General features: G+C 69.7%; 17 protein-coding genes. 4 read left to right on the plus strand and 13 right to left on the minus strand.

Annotated elements, in window-relative coordinates:
- Nucleotide 1 precedes the first annotated feature (1 nt).
- The 8 genes from AB0M73_RS41385 to AB0M73_RS41420 form a co-directional block, all read right to left on the minus strand.
- Entirely contained in the window at nucleotides 2-763 is a 762-nt protein-coding gene (locus tag AB0M73_RS41385) for an ABC-2 family transporter protein (protein ID WP_363903600.1), read from the minus strand.
- A complete protein-coding gene (locus AB0M73_RS41390) occupies nucleotides 760-1,743 on the minus strand; it encodes an ATP-binding cassette domain-containing protein (RefSeq protein WP_363903603.1) in 984 nt (327 codons plus the stop codon). Before AB0M73_RS41390 ends, AB0M73_RS41385 begins: the two co-directional genes overlap by 4 nt.
- Entirely contained in the window at nucleotides 1,734-2,357 is a 624-nt protein-coding gene (locus AB0M73_RS41395) for a DUF1796 family putative cysteine peptidase (protein WP_363903605.1), read from the minus strand. Before AB0M73_RS41395 ends, AB0M73_RS41390 begins: the two co-directional genes overlap by 10 nt.
- Complete coding sequence (locus AB0M73_RS41400) at nucleotides 2,354-3,193, minus strand: polysaccharide deacetylase family protein (RefSeq protein ID WP_363903608.1); 840 nt, start codon at nucleotides 3,191-3,193, stop codon at nucleotides 2,354-2,356. Before AB0M73_RS41400 ends, AB0M73_RS41395 begins: the two co-directional genes overlap by 4 nt.
- On the minus strand, nucleotides 3,190-4,455 hold the full coding sequence (locus AB0M73_RS41405; protein ID WP_363903611.1) for a glycosyltransferase family 2 protein: 1,266 nt from the start codon (nucleotides 4,453-4,455) through the stop codon (nucleotides 3,190-3,192). The genes AB0M73_RS41400 and AB0M73_RS41405 overlap by 4 nt, the downstream gene beginning before the upstream one ends.
- Before the next feature lie 3 nt (nucleotides 4,456-4,458).
- Complete coding sequence (locus AB0M73_RS41410; protein WP_363903614.1) at nucleotides 4,459-5,301, minus strand: hypothetical protein; 843 nt, start codon at nucleotides 5,299-5,301, stop codon at nucleotides 4,459-4,461.
- Nucleotides 5,302-5,306: 5 nt separating this feature from the next.
- On the minus strand, nucleotides 5,307-6,023 hold the full coding sequence (locus tag AB0M73_RS41415) for an FkbM family methyltransferase (protein WP_363903617.1): 717 nt from the start codon (nucleotides 6,021-6,023) through the stop codon (nucleotides 5,307-5,309).
- Nucleotides 6,024-6,190: 167 nt separating this feature from the next.
- Nucleotides 6,191-6,865, minus strand: coding sequence for a TetR/AcrR family transcriptional regulator C-terminal domain-containing protein (locus AB0M73_RS41420; RefSeq protein ID WP_363903620.1), 675 nt, complete (start codon nucleotides 6,863-6,865; stop codon nucleotides 6,191-6,193).
- A gap of 95 nt (nucleotides 6,866-6,960) precedes the next feature.
- On the opposite strand from AB0M73_RS41420, the gene AB0M73_RS41425 reads away from it, so the two are divergent.
- Together AB0M73_RS41425 and AB0M73_RS41430 are read left to right on the plus strand one after the other, a co-directional pair.
- On the plus strand, nucleotides 6,961-7,521 hold the full coding sequence (locus tag AB0M73_RS41425) for an ester cyclase (protein ID WP_363903623.1): 561 nt from the start codon (nucleotides 6,961-6,963) through the stop codon (nucleotides 7,519-7,521).
- Complete coding sequence (locus tag AB0M73_RS41430) at nucleotides 7,518-8,339, plus strand: MBL fold metallo-hydrolase (protein WP_363903626.1); 822 nt, start codon at nucleotides 7,518-7,520, stop codon at nucleotides 8,337-8,339. The genes AB0M73_RS41425 and AB0M73_RS41430 overlap by 4 nt, the downstream gene beginning before the upstream one ends.
- Nucleotides 8,340-8,343: 4 nt before the next feature.
- On the opposite strand, the gene AB0M73_RS41435 is transcribed toward AB0M73_RS41430, so the two are convergent.
- Both AB0M73_RS41435 and AB0M73_RS41440 read right to left on the minus strand, forming a co-directional pair.
- Nucleotides 8,344-9,669: an alginate lyase family protein gene (locus AB0M73_RS41435; RefSeq protein ID WP_363903629.1), complete on the minus strand. Its 1,326-nt coding sequence runs from the start codon at nucleotides 9,667-9,669 to the stop codon at nucleotides 8,344-8,346.
- Between the two features lie 122 nt (nucleotides 9,670-9,791).
- Nucleotides 9,792-11,054 carry an ArgE/DapE family deacylase gene (locus tag AB0M73_RS41440; RefSeq protein ID WP_363903632.1) on the minus strand — a complete coding sequence of 421 codons (1,263 nt, stop codon included), beginning with the start codon at nucleotides 11,052-11,054 and terminating at the stop codon, nucleotides 9,792-9,794.
- Between the two features lie 144 nt (nucleotides 11,055-11,198).
- Here AB0M73_RS41440 and AB0M73_RS41445 point away from each other — a divergent pair, with 144 nt between their 5' ends.
- Nucleotides 11,199-11,639 (plus strand): Lrp/AsnC family transcriptional regulator, encoded by a 441-nt coding sequence (locus AB0M73_RS41445; protein ID WP_363903635.1) that lies wholly within the window; start codon nucleotides 11,199-11,201, stop codon nucleotides 11,637-11,639.
- A gap of 61 nt (nucleotides 11,640-11,700) precedes the next feature.
- Here AB0M73_RS41445 and AB0M73_RS41450 read toward each other — a convergent pair whose 3' ends face one another.
- Both AB0M73_RS41450 and AB0M73_RS41455 read right to left on the minus strand, forming a co-directional pair.
- Entirely contained in the window at nucleotides 11,701-11,937 is a 237-nt protein-coding gene (locus tag AB0M73_RS41450; RefSeq protein ID WP_363903638.1) for a hypothetical protein, read from the minus strand.
- Nucleotides 11,938-12,090: 153 nt separating this feature from the next.
- Nucleotides 12,091-13,695, minus strand: coding sequence for an alkaline phosphatase family protein (locus tag AB0M73_RS41455; RefSeq protein WP_363903641.1), 1,605 nt, complete (start codon nucleotides 13,693-13,695; stop codon nucleotides 12,091-12,093).
- A gap of 251 nt (nucleotides 13,696-13,946) precedes the next feature.
- On the opposite strand from AB0M73_RS41455, the gene AB0M73_RS41460 reads away from it, so the two are divergent.
- On the plus strand, nucleotides 13,947-14,663 hold the full coding sequence (locus tag AB0M73_RS41460) for a hypothetical protein (protein WP_363903644.1): 717 nt from the start codon (nucleotides 13,947-13,949) through the stop codon (nucleotides 14,661-14,663).
- A 45-nt stretch (nucleotides 14,664-14,708) separates the two neighbouring features.
- Here AB0M73_RS41460 and AB0M73_RS41465 read toward each other — a convergent pair whose 3' ends face one another.
- Nucleotides 14,709-15,512 carry a hypothetical protein gene (locus AB0M73_RS41465; protein ID WP_363903647.1) on the minus strand — a complete coding sequence of 268 codons (804 nt, stop codon included), beginning with the start codon at nucleotides 15,510-15,512 and terminating at the stop codon, nucleotides 14,709-14,711.
- Nucleotides 15,513-15,599: the final 87 nt, after the last annotated feature.

Below are 15,599 nucleotides of genomic sequence, written 5' to 3' on the forward strand. Positions count from 1 at the left end.
CTCACGCCCCGACGACCGAGTAGCGGCGGATGCCGCGCCGCCAGACGACGGCGGCGAGCCCGGCGAACAGGCTGCCCCAGCCGAGTAGCAGCAGGTAGCCGGCGCCGACCGGGGCGCCGGTGGCGATGTCCGCCGGCAGGCCGAGCATGGCGTAGAACGGCAGCGCCAGGGCGATCGAGCGCCACGGCTCCGGCAGGTCGGCGATCGGGGCCGCAGTGCCGCCGAGCAGGTAGGCCAGGATGTGGGAGAAGGCGACGATCGCGTGGACCCGCTCGGTCCAGAACGCCGTCAGCGCCAGCAGCCATGTCCACAGGAACCGCACGATCGCGGCGCCGAGCAGCGCCGGCACGGCCAGCAGCAGCGCGGACGGCCGGTAGCTCGCGCCGGCGACGATCGCCACCACGATGGTCAGCGGCAGGCCGAAAAGCCCGAGCCAGAGCCGGATCGCGATGTTCTCTCCGGCCGGGCCGATGATCACCGGCTGCGGCTTGAGCAGGTCGTGGCTGACGCGGCCGTCGTACACCGCCTCGGAGAAGGTGTAGTCCTCGAACGAGGCCGTCACCAGGTACACGCCGACCAGCGCGACGAAGTAGTTCAGCGTGTTCCGGTCGCCGGGCAGCACCGAGGTCCACACGACGAGGCCGATCAGCGGCCCGATGGCGTAGTTGACGGCGAGCGTCGCGGCGAACGTCCACGAGCTGGCCCAGTCCAGGAACTGGTTGCGGACCCGGAGTCCGAGCAGTCGAGCCAGCCGGGTGGTCATACCCCCTCCCGGTAGGCGAGATCGATCACTGCCTCCAGCGCCGGCTCCTCCACGGACAGGTCGACGACGTCGATCGCGCGCAGCAGGGTCGACGTCACCTCGGCGACCTGGTCACGCGGCACGCGCAGCTCCCAGATGTCGTCGTGGGCGGCGACAACCTCGGCCACGTCGAGGAAATCCCACATGGTGGCCGACGGGGCGGTGATCCGGATGATCTTGCACGGCGCCAGCCGGACCGCCAGCTGCTCCCGCGGACCGTCGTAGCGCACGCTGCCGTGGTCGATGAGGATCAGCCTGCGGCACAACGATTCCACGTCGGCCATGTAGTGGCTGGTGAGCAGGATCGCCGCGCCGGTCTCGGCGGCGTAGGCGGCGAGGAACCGCCGGATCGCCGCCGCCGCGGAGACGTCGAGACCCAGCGTGGGCTCGTCGAGGAACAGCACCCGTGGCCGGTAGAGCAGCGACAGGGCGAGCCCGGCGCGCATCTTCTCGCCCAGGCTCAGCGCCCGCAACTGCCGATCCAGCAACGGTTCCAGTTCGAGCATGACCACCAGCTCGTCGAGGGTGCGCAGGTACTCGGCCCCGGGGATCTCGTAGAGCACCTTCTGGTACAGCAGGGAATCCAGCAGGGTCAGCTCCTGCTGGCCGCCGGTGGGCTGGCTGCCGCGGACCAGCGCGATCTGCTTGAGGAACGGCGTCTGCCGCCGCCACGGCGTGTGGCCCAGCACCTTGACGTCGCCGCCGGTGGGGTGCAGCAGGCCGGACATCATCTTCATGGTGGTGGTCTTGCCGGCGCCGTTCGGTCCGATGAAGCCGACCACCTCGCCGGCCGCGACCTCGAACGACACACCGCGCACGGCGTGCACGTCACGAAAACGTCTATGCAGCAACGATTTGAACGCCGCAGCCAGCCCGGCCTCCCGGACGGGCACGCGGTAGGTCATGGTCAGGTCGTCGACGACGACGGCCGTCACGTCCATAGCTGCTCCAGCGGCAGGTCGGCGAACAGCGCGTCCCAGGCCTCGTCGTCGCCCTGCCAGCGGCCGGGCAGCAGAGGGACCTCGCGGAAGGCGACCCCCGGCGGCAGCTGGTCGAGATCGGCCGGCGGCGTGCGGCCCAGCCACAGAATCGCGAAGTCGTGGGCGGGATACCGGGCCGCGACGAGGTCGCGGAGCTCGACGATGTCGGCGACCTTCTCCACGCCGTTGGCGTCCTGCCGCACGTACAGCACACGGGCCGAGGACGCTGTCATCTCGCGCCAACGCTCGGCCAGGAAGGCGAACTTCTCCTGCGCCTCGGGAAGTTGGGCCTCGATGTCGGCGACCGTGAGCGGCCGGCCCTCCTCGGCGTGGAACTCGTGGTAGAACTCCATGCCCGCGTGCAGGTCCAGCGCGCCGTCGCCGTCGCTGGTCAGCGCCATCCGGCCGGACCGGAGCACCTCGCCGAAGTCGGTGGCGATGGCGTCCCGGACGTAGACCAGATCGATCTCCAGCCAGTCGAAGAAGTGCGCGCCGTCCTGACCGAGGATCCGCCGGATCTGGTAGGTGGACTCGCAGTGCTGGCCGAGTCCGACACACAGGTCAAACGACCTCATGCCGACTCCTTTCCGAGCGCCCGGACGCGCCGGCGCAGGGCATCGTGGTCGAGCAGGCCACACTCGATGCCGTGCTGGCGATCGAGCGCGAGGCCCGCCAGCCGGCCGGATCCGCGCCACTCGACCGGTTCCAGCGCGGCGATCGGGTCCCGGTACGCCTCGTCCATCGACACGATCTGCCAGCCGGCGGCCCGCAACGCCGCGGCCGCGTCGGCGATGAACAACGCGTTCACATCGTTCTCGTGCAACAGGAACACGTGAGCCGGCGACCGGCCCAGCGCCCTGACCGCCAGCTCGTCGTAGAACTCCGCCGGCCCGAGCAGCGACTCCACGTAGAGGTCACGCAGGGCGTCCAGGCTCATGTCGGGTTTCGCGAGGGACTCCAGCAGCCAGTCCAGCGTCGGCACGGTGATGTAGGCGTTGGTCCATCCCTGGTCGGCCAGCGCCGCGCTCACGGCCGACCGCTTCGCCGGGTCGGCGTCGCCCTCGTCGATGTACGGGTAGCGGAACCAGGGCCGCCGGCCTTCGCGGTCGGTGAACCAGGCCGCGGCCCGGTCGAGGTCCGCGAGGTAGTCCTCGACCGAGGTCTCCGACAGCGCCGGGTGGCTGTAGCTGTGGCTGCCGATGACATGCCCGGCCGCGGTGTAGGCCTTGATCCGCTCCTCGCCGCCGACGCCGCGTGGCTCCCGGAGGCCGCCGACCACCACGAAGAACGCCGCCTGGTCGATGCCCGCCCGGGCCAGGTTCTCGATCAACGTCTCGGTGCGCCGGTCGGGCGAGAAGAAGGCGCCCGCGTAGTGCGGCACGTCGTCGAAGCTGAAGGCAATCCGTTTCACAGCCGCCCCTCTTCCAACATCGGCACCCGCACGTCACCGCTGCGGTCGAGCTTGTTCCAGGCCGTGCCGCGGCCCGTGAGCACTCGGTACCAGGCGACCCAGGTCACCAGCGAGCTCACCATCGGAACGACCATGGTGGACAGCGGCCCCGACCGCGTGTCCGGCAGCCCGGCGGCCGCCCGGCCCTCGGCATCGAGCGAATGCGCGAATCTTCGCGTCACCCGAAGGTAGACGTAGTTCAACAGCAGCACCGCGATCGCCACCAGCAGCACGGGCGCGAGCCCTTCCCGGACCAGGATCAGGACGGCCAGCACCGGCAGGAAAACGGTGCCCAGCACCGAGAACAGCGGCAGGATCGAGTGGTTCCACAGCATGTAGCACCACATCAGCGCCATCGAGTCGCGCCGCCGCAGCGCCGGTCCGGCGGTCTTCAGCATCACCTGCGTCTTGCCGGTCGCCCAGCGCAGTCGCTGTTTGCACAGACTGCCCAGTGTGTCCGGCGCCTCGGTCAGCACGATCGCCGACGGGCGGTGCACCACCTCGAAACCGTTCATCAGCAACAACATCGTCAGGTGCGCATCCTCGGCCAGCGTGCCTTCCGGGTAACCGCCGAGCCGGGCGACCGCCCGGCTGCGGAAGGCTCCGACGGCGCCCGGCACGACGGTGATCCGCCGGATCAGCGAGAACGCGCGGCGCTCGACGTTGTTGGCGAACTCGTACTCCCGCACCTGCGCGTCGAAGACGGTCCGGCTGGCGGGAAAGCGGTTTCCGACCAGCATGTGCCCGGAGACCGCGCCGACCCGGCCGGAGTCGAAGCCGGCGAGCAGGCTGGCGATCGTGTCCGGCAGCACCTGCGTGTCGGCGTCGATGGCGACGAAGAACTCGGTGTCCACCGCGGTCAGCCCGTGGTTGAGCGCGGCGGCCTTGCCCCGGTTCTCCTGGCCCAGCACCGCGATCACGTCACCGTGCCGGCGGCACAGTTCGCGCATGACCTCGATGGTGCCGTCGGTGGAGCCGTCGTCGACGCAGATGACCCTGGCGATGTCGACGTGCCGCGACGCCAGGATCGACTCCACGGTCTGACGCAGCACCTTGCGCTCGTTGAAACACGGCACCAGCACGGAGATCCGCCGGGGCGGTCCGGTGACCGGTCTGGTGGCCGCCGGATCGGGTCTGGACGCCATCACCAGCAGGACGAAGCCCTGCACGGACGCGTAACAGGTGATCAGGGCAAGGAGAACGAAGCCGACGTCGATGCTCACGGCTCACTGCACGCCGAGGTCGTGGGGCGTGACGGTGACGTCGGCGAAGGCCTCCAGGTAGGTGGTCATCGAGGTGCCGGCCTCGTCGTGGTGGGGCCGGCCATGCTCCAGATAGGCGACGACCCCGAACGGGCCTGCGAGGTGCGCGGCCCCGAGCAGGCTGGCCGGCGACGGGACGTCCGGCCCGGCCGTCCAGATGTCGCAGCCGGTCGTGGCGAAGTGCCGGTCGAGGATGGTGACGGTGTGGCGCAGCGACCGGCGCAGGATTGCGAGCTGGCAGTCGTAGGTCCGCAGGTCGTCGAACGAGTGCACGCCGTCGCGGCCGGTGAAGGTGCCCTGCCAGCGGTTGACGTCGGTCCCGATCCGCCAGCGGCCGGTGGCCTCGTCCTGGTAGAGCACGCTGGTCTTGCCGTCCCGCCAGGTGCTGTCGGGCAGCGTGCTGGCGTAGAAGGAGGGCACGCCGACCTGCTGGCCGTCGACGACGGCGTCCTCCATCGCCGGGCGGTAGTACTGGAGGTCGATCAGCAGCGGCTCGCCGAACTGGAAGCCGACGAAGCCCCACGGGTTGATGACGGCGGCCTGCACCGCGGCCAGGCCGATCGTCTCGCGGTCCTGGAAGAGGTCGAGCACGCCCGTGGCGGCCAGGAACTCCGCGATCGTGCACCGCCTCGGCAGCGGCGCCCCGGTCTCGACCGACCGCACCAGGCGGCCGGGCTGCCGCACGGCCCAGTAGTCCATTGCCTCGGTGTCGAGGTTGGCCGTGTACCAGCCAAGGTCGCGCGAGTCGATGCGCGACTCCATGTCGAGCAGGCGCTGAAAGAAGTCCGTCCGCCGCACCGTTTCCATGACTCCTACCTCAGAGGGTTGTCGTGGCACGCGAGCAGTCGCCGGCTGCCGAAGAGCACGTTGTACTGCTGTGGCGTCTCCGCGTCGCGGGCCAGCGGCGTCAGGCCGTGCCCGGCCAGCTCGGCCACCACGTCGCCGACCAGCCACTGGTCGCGCCAGAAAGCGCTTTCCTCTACTTCGATCTTGAGCACGTCGCACTCGGACAGAAATGCGGCACAGCCGGACAGCACGGTCCTGGCGGCGCCTTCCACGTCCATCCACATGGCGAACGGACCGGCCGTGTCCGCGAACTCGTGGTCCAAGGTGGTGGCCGCCACGGACACTTCCTCGTACTCGACGTCACCGAGCCAGTCGCCGCCGGCGCGGGTGAGCAGCGAGTTGTAACCCTCGACCCGATCGTCGCACCAACTGGAACTCTCCGCGACCACGAAGAACGAGATCTCGCCCGGCTCCGCGGCCAATGCCTGGTGCCGGTATTCGACCCGACCGGCCGCAAAGTCGGTAATGCGTGAAAATCGTGCGTAAACGTAGGGATTTGCCTCGAACGCCACGACCCTGCACTCGGGCAGCGCCCGCGCGACCCGCAGCGACGCGGCCGCCTCATAGGCGCCGGCCTCGACGAAGACGCGCGGTTCCACCCGCAGCACCAGGTCGTGAAATAGATCGTCGAGTTCGGCAACCGTCATTGGCAACAGGTCCACAGCACCGCTCACGAGATCCATACTCAGCCGGTATTCGCGTTTACGTCAAGCGGCCCGACCATTCGCACCGAAATCGCTGCCCGGTTCCCGGCGCTCACATCCGCATTGCCATGGCAAGCACGCAGCGAACAAGACACATCAATTCGGTGTTTTCCCTAGTGGTAGATCAGCCAGCGGCGGGCCGCTCGTCACGTGCGGTCGAGGCGAGCCACCAGTGCGTCGAGGGCCAGGTCGACGGCGAACTCGTACTCGACGGCGCTGTCGAAGCGGGCGAGGTGAGCGGCGGCGGCGGCGATCGCGGGCAGGCCGCTGCGCTCCAGGACGGCGCGGCGGTGGGCGATGCCGTCAGTGTCGGTGGTGCCGAAGGCGGGCCCGGCGTTGACCTCCCGCAGCAGGGCGCCGACGAGGGTTGCGACGAGCACGCGGAGGAGGCGCACGGATTCCTCGGCGGGACAGCCGGCGTCGCGCAGGACGGCCAGCACGGCCTCGACCGGCGTGAGCGCGGCGAGCGAGTCGAGCTGGCGGGTGAGGACCAGGGAAGCGGCCTCCGGATGTGCCAGTGCGGGCTCACGGAAGGCGTACGCGATGGCCCGCAGATCGGTCCGCAGGTCCCCGGTGCGCGGCGGCGGCACGACGGCCCCGAGCAGGTGCTCGGCGACGGCGTCGAGCAGGCCGTCCTTGCCGTCGACGTGGTTGTAGAGGCTCTTGGCGTCCACCCCGAGCACCCGCCCGACGGCGCGCATGCTGACCGCGCCGACGCCGCCCTCGTCGATGACCCGCAGGGTCGCCCGGACGATGGCGTCGCGGGAGAGCTGGCTCTCGCCCCTCGGCGGCCGCCCCCGACGTCCGGTGCTGGTGGTCATGTCGCCCATGATGCCGGACGGCCATGGGAAAAACCACGCTGTGGGTATACAGTGCCGGCCATATACCCACACCGTGGATAAAAGGGAGCTCGCCCATGTCCCGCTTCGCCCTGCCGCCCGAGGACGTCCTGCGCGCACGGGAGCGGCTGGTGCTCGACCACTTCCACGACGAGGTCCGTCAGGACTGGGACGCCACCCTCGCGACGTTCCCGCACCCGCACTACGAGCTGATCGCCCAGATGACCGTGCACGACGGCGACACCGAGGTCCGCGGCTACTACCACGACACCCGCGTCGCCTTCCCCGACCAGGACCACGAGATCATCGCGCTGCGCCACGCGCACGACGCCGTGATCGTCGAGTTCTGGCTGACCGGCACGCATAACGGCCCGCTCGGCAAGATCCCGCCCACCGGTTCGCGGCACCGCACCCGGATGACCGCGTACTTCGTCTTCGACGCCGACGAGAACCTGGTCACCGAGCGCATCTACTTCGACCAGCTCACCATCCTCCGGCAGCTCGTCGCCGGGCTGGACAAGAAGAATCCCGCCGACCTGCTCAAGCTCGGGAAGGTGGTGGCCGGCGCGCTGGCCATGTCCGGTGGCGCGCCGGACCCGCGCCTGACCGGCACCGTCGCGCCCGACCTCGGCGCGTGACCGTGCTCAAGGTCCATCACCTCAACTGCGGCACCATGCGGCCGCTGGCCACGCCCGGCGGGATCGTCTGCCACGTCCTGCTGGTCGAGACCCCGGACTGCCTCGTGCTGGTCGACACCGGCGTCGGCCTGCGCGACGCCGCCGACCCGGCGGGCCGCTTCGGTCCGACCCGGTTCTACGTCCGCCCCGCCTTCGACCGGGCCGAGGCCGCCGTCAACCAAGTCGGCCGCCTCGGCTTCGCCCCTCGCGATGTCCGGCACATCGTGCTCACGCACTTCGACGGCGACCACACCGGCGGCCTGGCCGATTTCCCCTGGGCCCAGGTGCACCTCACGGCCGCCGAGAGCCACGCCGCCCAACACCCCGCCGGCGCCGTGGAACGCGGGCGATACCTTGCCTCGCACCGTGATCACGGTCCGGTGCTGGTGGAGCACACGCCCTCGGCAGGCGAGGCGTGGCGCGGTTTCGCCGGGGCCGAGGAGCTGGCCGAAGGTATCGTGCTCATCAACCTGCCCGGGCATTCCCGGGGCCACGCCGCAGTTGCGGTGGATGCCGGCGATCACTGGGTGCTCCACGTCGGCGATGCCTTCTTCCACCGCAACCAGATCACCGGGCGCGGCCGGACACCCCTCGGCCTCGCCGCGCTGGAGCGCATGGTCGCCCACGACTGGCGCAAGGTCCGCGCCAACCACCGCCGGCTCGCCGAACTGTGGCAGGCGCCCGATTCTGACGTGCTGCTGGTCAACGGGCACGACCCCGAACTGCTGGACCGGGCGTTGAACCGCTCCAGCGGTGGCGCCGGTCGGCGCCACCGCTGACGGGTCAGCCCGTGGTGGAGATGTCGTCGAGCTGCTCGGCCGCCGGACGCACCGGGTACAGATCCCCGCTCGGCGGGCGCGGGACACTCGGCAGTGCCGCCCTGGCCTGACGATCACCGGCGTCGGCCGCGGCGTGGACGCTGTCCAGGGCCGCGTACTGGGTGAAGTTGAGATCCGGGTAGTGCCAGTTGGCAACGCCACCGGTCGCCGCCGGCAACAGGAAGTCGACGGCCTTGAAGATGCTGCCGCCCTGCGGGTTGGTGTAGCCCCAGAGGTCGACGCCGACGTGCCGGCCGAGCTGGGCGAGCCGGGTCAGCGCGACCAGGTTGAACGTCGAGTAGTGGTACGTGCGGGTGCGCGCCACCTCCTCCGGCTGGCTGCCGTCGGCGGCGATCTGATGGTCGATACGGACGGTCTTGGCCTGCTCCACGATGTTCTTGGCCACGGCCGTCTGTCCGGTGTAGAGCGCGGTCGACGCGGTCAGCATGTCCATGAAGGTGCCGTGGTTGTTCTGCGCCGCGGCCTCGTCCTTGCCGTACTGGCTGGTGCGCAGCCAGGTCAGGAAGTCGCTCGACCAGCCCTTGAACCCGCTCTCGTCGCCCTTGGACCAGCCCGGGGCGCCGGTGCCGAGAATGGCGGCGGCGTCGAGCACCTGGGTGAAGGTGTAGGAGAACTCGATGATGCCGATCCCGCGGCCGTCGTTTTTGCACGGGATGCCCTGCGCGAAGTTCAGGTTCGGGTTCATCTTCGTTGCGGCGTCGAGGAACCAGGTGCGCAGGTCGAGCTCCGCGCGCTTGGCGTACTCGGGCTTGCCGGTGTAGTACCACGCCAGCGACAGCTGGTAGATCGCGCTGAACGCCTTGAGGCGCTCGGCCTTGTCCGGCACGGCCGTCGTCTCGGGGTTGAGGAGGCCGTCCTTCTGCACGTAGGGACAGCCCATCGGATTGTCCGGCGTCTTCGGCTTGCTGGGCCACCAGTACGGGGCGAGGCTCAGGTAGTCGTGCTTGTCGCCGCTCGGCGGCACGCGCTCCTTGTCGGCCACGGTCCACGGACCGTCCTTGACCGCGACGTCGGCCTGCTTGAGCAGGTCGGCCAGCGAGGCCTTGGTCGTCCGGTCCCCGAACAGCAGGGCCAACCTGGTGAGCGCGAGGCGATCCCCGTCGAGGACGACGGTCTTGGGCGGGCAGAGCCGGGACAGCACGGGCAGCGAGCAGGCGCCGCCCGGGTCGACGGTCGCGGGGGCGGCCGACGCGACGCCGGTCAGCGGGAGGCTGAGCACAGCCACCGCGGTGGCCAGCGCGCCGACCCGTCGCAGGGATCTGAGGGACACCACAACCACTCCGTTCACATTCATGAACGCTGGACATATATGTGATTGCCGAGTAGATCCCTGAATCACGGTGCAGCAGAAGTCGGATGACGGGGCCGTTAACCAACCGTTACCTGGACCGCCTACTTCGGCCCGACCGCCCGGAGCACGGTGAGCACCAGGGTCCTGGCGACGTCGACGACCTCGTCCAGCGGAACCTGTTCCCTCGGCCCGTGAGCCAGCCGCACGTCTCCCGGCCCGAACTGGAGCGTCGGCACGCCGGCCGCGGCGTACAGCCTGAGGTCGCTGCCGTAGGGTGCGCCGGATTCCACCGGAGCTTCGCGGCCCGTGGCATCCGCGTAGGCGTCCCCGACCAGGCCGCGCAACGGATCCCCCACCGGCAGCCGGCCGCTCGCGAACTGCCCGCCGGTCCAGGCCACGGTGGCCGGATGATCACGCAGCCACGGATCGGCCGCGCACGTCTCGGCGACACACCGTTCGAGCTGTTCCCTGGCCGCGGCGGGATCTTCGTCCACGCACACGCCGATCCGCCCTTCGGCCCTGAGCAGGTCCGGCACGCTGCTGGCCCAGTCGCCGGCACTGAGCTTGCCCACCGACAGCGCGTACGGCACGCGGTAGCCGGCCAGCAGCGGATCGGGCGTTTGGTTGCGAACGGTCTCCAGCCGGGCCAGGGCGCGGTGGATCGGCAGGTAGGCGTCGATGGCGCTGACGCCGGCCTCGCGGGTGCTCGCATGCGTGGCCTGGCCGGGAACTTCAATGCGGAAGGTCAACGCCCCCGCGTTGGCGGTCACCAGTTTTCCGCTTGTAGGCTCCGTGATGACGCACGCGTCGCCGGTGTGCCCGCGCCGCAGCGTGCCGAACGCGCCGAGGCCACCATCCTCTTCGCTGACAACGAAGTGCGCCGCGACCCGGCCTCGAAGCTGGACGCCACTGGCCTTGATCGCAGCCAGGGCAGCGAGGTTGGCCACGACCCCCGCCTTCATATCGCAGGCGCCCCGGCCGTGCACGGTGCGGCCGACGGTTCGCGGCGTGAACGGATCACCTTGCCAGCGCCCGAGATCACCCGGCGGCACGACATCCACGTGCCCCTGGAGAATCAGCGTGGGCCCGTCGTCCCCGGTCACGCCGACCAGGCCCCAGGCCTCGTCGCGTGGGGCCTCCGACCCCGGGAAGTCCGGATCTGCTTGCAGCGCAGGCAGATCCATGGACCACAGGTCGACGTCGAGCCCGAGTCGGCGCAGGCGCTCCGCGAGCCAGTGCTGTGCCTCCGACTCCGCCGCCGATCCCGTCACGCTCGGAATCGCCAGCAGCTCAAGCAAGTTCTCGGCGATCGCACCCTCGTCGACAGCGTCCAGGGCGGCCGACTCGGCCGGGGTTGTGTTCAAGACACCTCACTGTGCTCGCGGGGACCGCCTCGAATGCTAGGGTCCGGCCCGTCACGCACTCAATCGCCATGCATTGCCGATGACCGCCACTTTTTTGCACGTCTTGTTATGCTGCGGCGGTTTTTTGCGTGAGAGGGGACCGTCATGGACAGCATCGACGAGGGCATCATCCGCTGCGTCACCGTGAACGCCCGCAGCACCTACGCCGAGATCGGCGAGGCCGTCGGGCTGTCCCCGTCCGCGGCCAAGCGCCGGCTGGACCGGCTCGTCGCCGACGGCGTCATCGCCGGCTTCACCGCCCTGGTCAACACCGAGGCGCTCGGCTGGACCGCCGAGGCCTACGTCGAGGTGTACTGCACCGGCAACCCCACGCCGGCCGTGCTCCGCCGTGACCTGGAGCGCATCCCCGAGGTGATCGAGGCCTGCACCGTCTCCGGCCCCGCCGACGCGTTGCTGTACATGCGCGCCGCCGACATCCCCCACCTGGAGCGGGCGATCCAGCGCCTGCGCGAGAGCCGGGTCATCGACCGCACGGAGAGCGTCATCGTGCTCTCGCGCCTGATCAACCGTCCCCGCTCGACCTGACCGGCCTTCCGGTTCACGCGACTCACCGCCGGCACCCAAACGCACCGCCCCCAAGGTCCGGTCAGGCGCAACCGCTCTGCACCACCAGACGCTTCGCCGCGGACTCCTCTTCGACGGCTGCCACTGAGCCGTCGAAGGCCTCGTCGTCGGTCATGCCCATGCAGTGGACGATGACCTCGTGGTTGGTAGAGGTCACGGCGTTATGCGCCAGCACGTGCTCGAAGTCATCGGAGTCGCCACGCACGGAGATGATGCCGTAGTCATCCTTGCGCTCGGCGTAGTGCGGGTTCGGCAGCATCAGCAGCGAAGGCGTCCCTTCGACCGGCCGTTCCCCGCCTCCACCGTGGGCAAGGAGTTGCCACAGGTCGCAACCGATGGACGTAGGTACGCCGGACCTCGCCCGGGTCTCGATCTACCGGCAGTAGATCGAGACCGGGGCGGCCGGCATCGGTCAGCGCAGGCCGGGCAGCACCTGCGTGTGCTCGGTCCGCACGGCCTGGAGCGCGTTCGGGTTCAGGCGCAGCAGGGCGAGGATGCTCGGCGCGATCTGCGTGGTCGCCACCGGCGCGGTGACGGTCCAGTGCCCACGGACCCCCGCGCCGGAGACGATCAGCGCCACATCGCGGTCGTCGGGGGCGGCGCCGCCGTGTTCGGCGATCTTGGACTTCTTGCCGGTGTACACGACGCCGTACTGCACGACCCCGACGAGGTCGGGCACCCGGGGGTCGTTGGCCGCGGTGTGGAAATAGGACGGTCCGGTGTGGACGGACTGCAGGCCGGAAGCGGTGAAGGGCTTGGCCACGCCGGTGATGCCGTTGCCGGCGCCGTTCTGGGCGAGCAGATAGTGCCGGGCGAAGTCGAACGCGGCGGGTGAGCGGTCGTTGAGCCACAACAACATCGCGTCGTCGTCCGTCGAGTACGCCACCAGGTCGGCGCTGCCCGGGTGCGCGGCCTTCCACGCGGCGTTCAGGCCGTCCAGCAGCGGGCCGTCGGCGATGCGCGTGAGCGCCGCCGGATCGGTCGGCGACTGGCCGTGCTTGGCGGACAGGATGACCGTGGTCTTGTCGGCCAGGTGGCGCTTGGCCAGCTCGGCGGTCAGCGACCCGATCTCGCCGTTGACCGAGTCCAAAGCGCTGGACAGCAGCGGGCCCGGCGTGCCGTCGGCGAGATAGCCGCCGCCGGGCAGCTTCTGCGCGGTGGACACGGTCTGGAAGTTGAGGCCGAACACCGCCGGCGTGCCGACGCGGTTGGCGCCGGAGTGGTCGTAGCCGTCGATCTCGTTGCGCACGGCCAAAACCTTGTAATGGTCGTACTGGCGGGTCGCGGTGTTGTCGGTGGTCCAGTCGCCGCCGCCGACGTTGCTGTTGATCTCCGGCGTGAACAGGTCCTGAATGCCCGAGCCGGACGGGCCGTCGAGGATCGCGTACGCCGGGTGCTTGTCCGACCAGGCGGTGCGCAGGCCGGCCGCCCGGGCGACCTCGAAGACCGTGTTGACCTGGAGATACTGGTTGGGCTGCACGGGTTTGCAGGTCGCCGGGTCGACCGGCAGCGCGGACGGCTGGATCAGCGTCTGTGGCTTTCCGGTCATGCCGAGGATCGAGTTCGGCAGCCCGGCCAGGCCCTGGCCCGCGTCGAGGGCGGTCTTGTCCTTGTCCAGGTCCTCGGTGAGATCGACTTCCGCACCCGGCTTCGCGGCCGCGCAGTCGGTCGTGCCGGCGGGCAGCAGCGCGTGGTTGTACGTGGCGTCGTAGTAGATGCCGGTGGCGGCCGGATCGCCGCCGGTGAGCTGGCCGACCAGGCCCGGGAACGAATCGGACGGGACGGGCGTCCTGGCGTGCGCGTAGTCGATGCCGTCCCGGGCGAGCGAGGCGAGCGCCGAGTGCGGATGCTGGCGCACGTACCAGGCCAGGTCGGTGGCGTGCAGGCCGTCCACGGAGATCAGCAGCACGTGCCGGTCCGACGGGGCCGCGACGGCGGACGGTCCGACCGCGGTCGCCAACAGGGCCGCCGCGACCGCGGCCACCACTGGTGTTCTGCGCATGCGTTGCACTCCCATCGACAACTACTACATGTAAGTAGAAGTTCTAGGCGACGATGGTGTACGCCACCTGAACGCAGCACGAACCGCGTAAGGCGCCCCGGAACCGCTACATCTGGCCGCATGCTCGAACGACAGCGCGGAGTCACCTCACGACTACACTGCTGTAGTAGCTTGCCGGCATGACCTCGCCAGCCTCGACGCCCCGCGCGCGTCCACAGTGGACACATTCGACGTCAACACCGTTGGCCAGAACGAAGGTTCCGCAGGTGACCCTGATCTTCTGGGTCATCAAGGTGCTGACCACCGGCATGGGCGAGGCGACGTCGGACCATTTCCTGCTCGACTACGCCGATCCGAGCATCGTTGTCAGCGTCGCGTTCCTGACGCTGATCGTCGCGCTGGCCGTGCAGATCGCGGTTCGGCGGTACATCCCGTGGCTCTACTGGGCGACGGTGGTGCTGGTGAGCGTGGCCGGCACCATGGTGGCCGACATCCTGCACTACCTGCTCGATGTGTCCTTCGCGGCGTCGACGGTGTCCTTCGCCATCGCGCTGGCCGTGATCTTCGCGGCCTGGTACGGCACCGAGCGGACGCTGTCCATCCACAGCATCACCACGCGTCGCCGGGAGATCTTCTACTGGCTCACCGTGATGGCGACGTTCGCGCTCGGCACCTCGGCCGGCGATCTGGTCGCCGACACCGTGGGACTCGGCTTCCTCGGCGCCGGCCTGCTGTTCGCCGTCGCGTTCGCCGTGCCCGGGATCGCCCGGAGGGCGTTCGGCCTGAACGCGACCGTGGCGTTCTGGGCCGCCTACATCATCACCCGGCCGCTCGGCGCGTCCTTCGCGGACCTGTTCGGCATGCCCGCCGAGAACGGCGGCCTCGACCTCGGACTCGGCGCGGTCAGCCTGGTTCTGACGACGGCGATCGTCGCGCTCGTCGGCTTCCTTTCGGTGACGCAGAAGGACTCCGTCACCGCCTGACGCCGGTCCACCTCGGCGACGGCGGGCGCCGAGGTGGACCGCGAGTCAGCGGCGCCCCACCTCGGCCGTCGGCGTCTCCGCATCGGCCTGGACGTCGATCTTGGTGACGGCCAGGTAGGCGACGACACCGGCGATGAGCACTGCCAACACCAAGCTCACCGGCCCGCCGCCCAGCCCGAGGCCGCCCACATCGGTCGGCTTGCCCAGCCAGTCCGCCACGGACGCGCCCAGCGGCCGCGTGAGCACATAGGCGCACCAGAAGCAGAAGATGGCGTTCCACCGCCACCACCGGTAGCCCGCGGCGGGCACCGTGATCGCCACGGCGAACAGCACGATGGACCAGAAGTAGCCCAGATGCAGCGTCATCGCGGTCAGGTCGCCGGCCGCCGTGCCCAGCGCGAACGTCGCGACCACCGCCGCCCAGTAGAACGCCTCGCGGCGCGGCCGGTCGACACTGTGGATCGACAGGGTCCGCTCGACGCGGAACCAGACCACGTAGACGGCCAGCAGGACGATTCCGTACAGCAGCGCGGAAAGCGTGTACGGGACGTCAAATCCGACATGCAGCACATCGGCGGCCATCGTGCCGAACACGCCCACCATCGCCACGGCGAACCAGTAGGCCCAGGCGTTGTAGCGGCGCACCGCGAACTGCACGACCAGCGACACCACGAATCCGACAAAGCCCAGCAGCACGGCCGGAATCGGCGACAGCGCGGTCACCAGGTAGTCCGATGTCGACTCGCCCAGCGCCGTCGACAGGCCCTTGGCGAGCCAGAAGAGGGCGGTGATCTCGGGGACCTTGAGCGCACGGACGAGGTTCCGTGCCGGATGCATGCCGCTTGTCACGCCGAGAGCGTGCCACAGACCGTCGACACACTTCTACATCCGTGTAGTATCCGCTCCGGAGTTAAGTTAGCCTTACCGAAGGAGCGT

The organism is Kutzneria sp. NPDC051319 (genome assembly GCF_040682195.1).
Lineage (GTDB): Bacteria > Actinomycetota > Actinomycetes > Mycobacteriales > Pseudonocardiaceae > Kutzneria.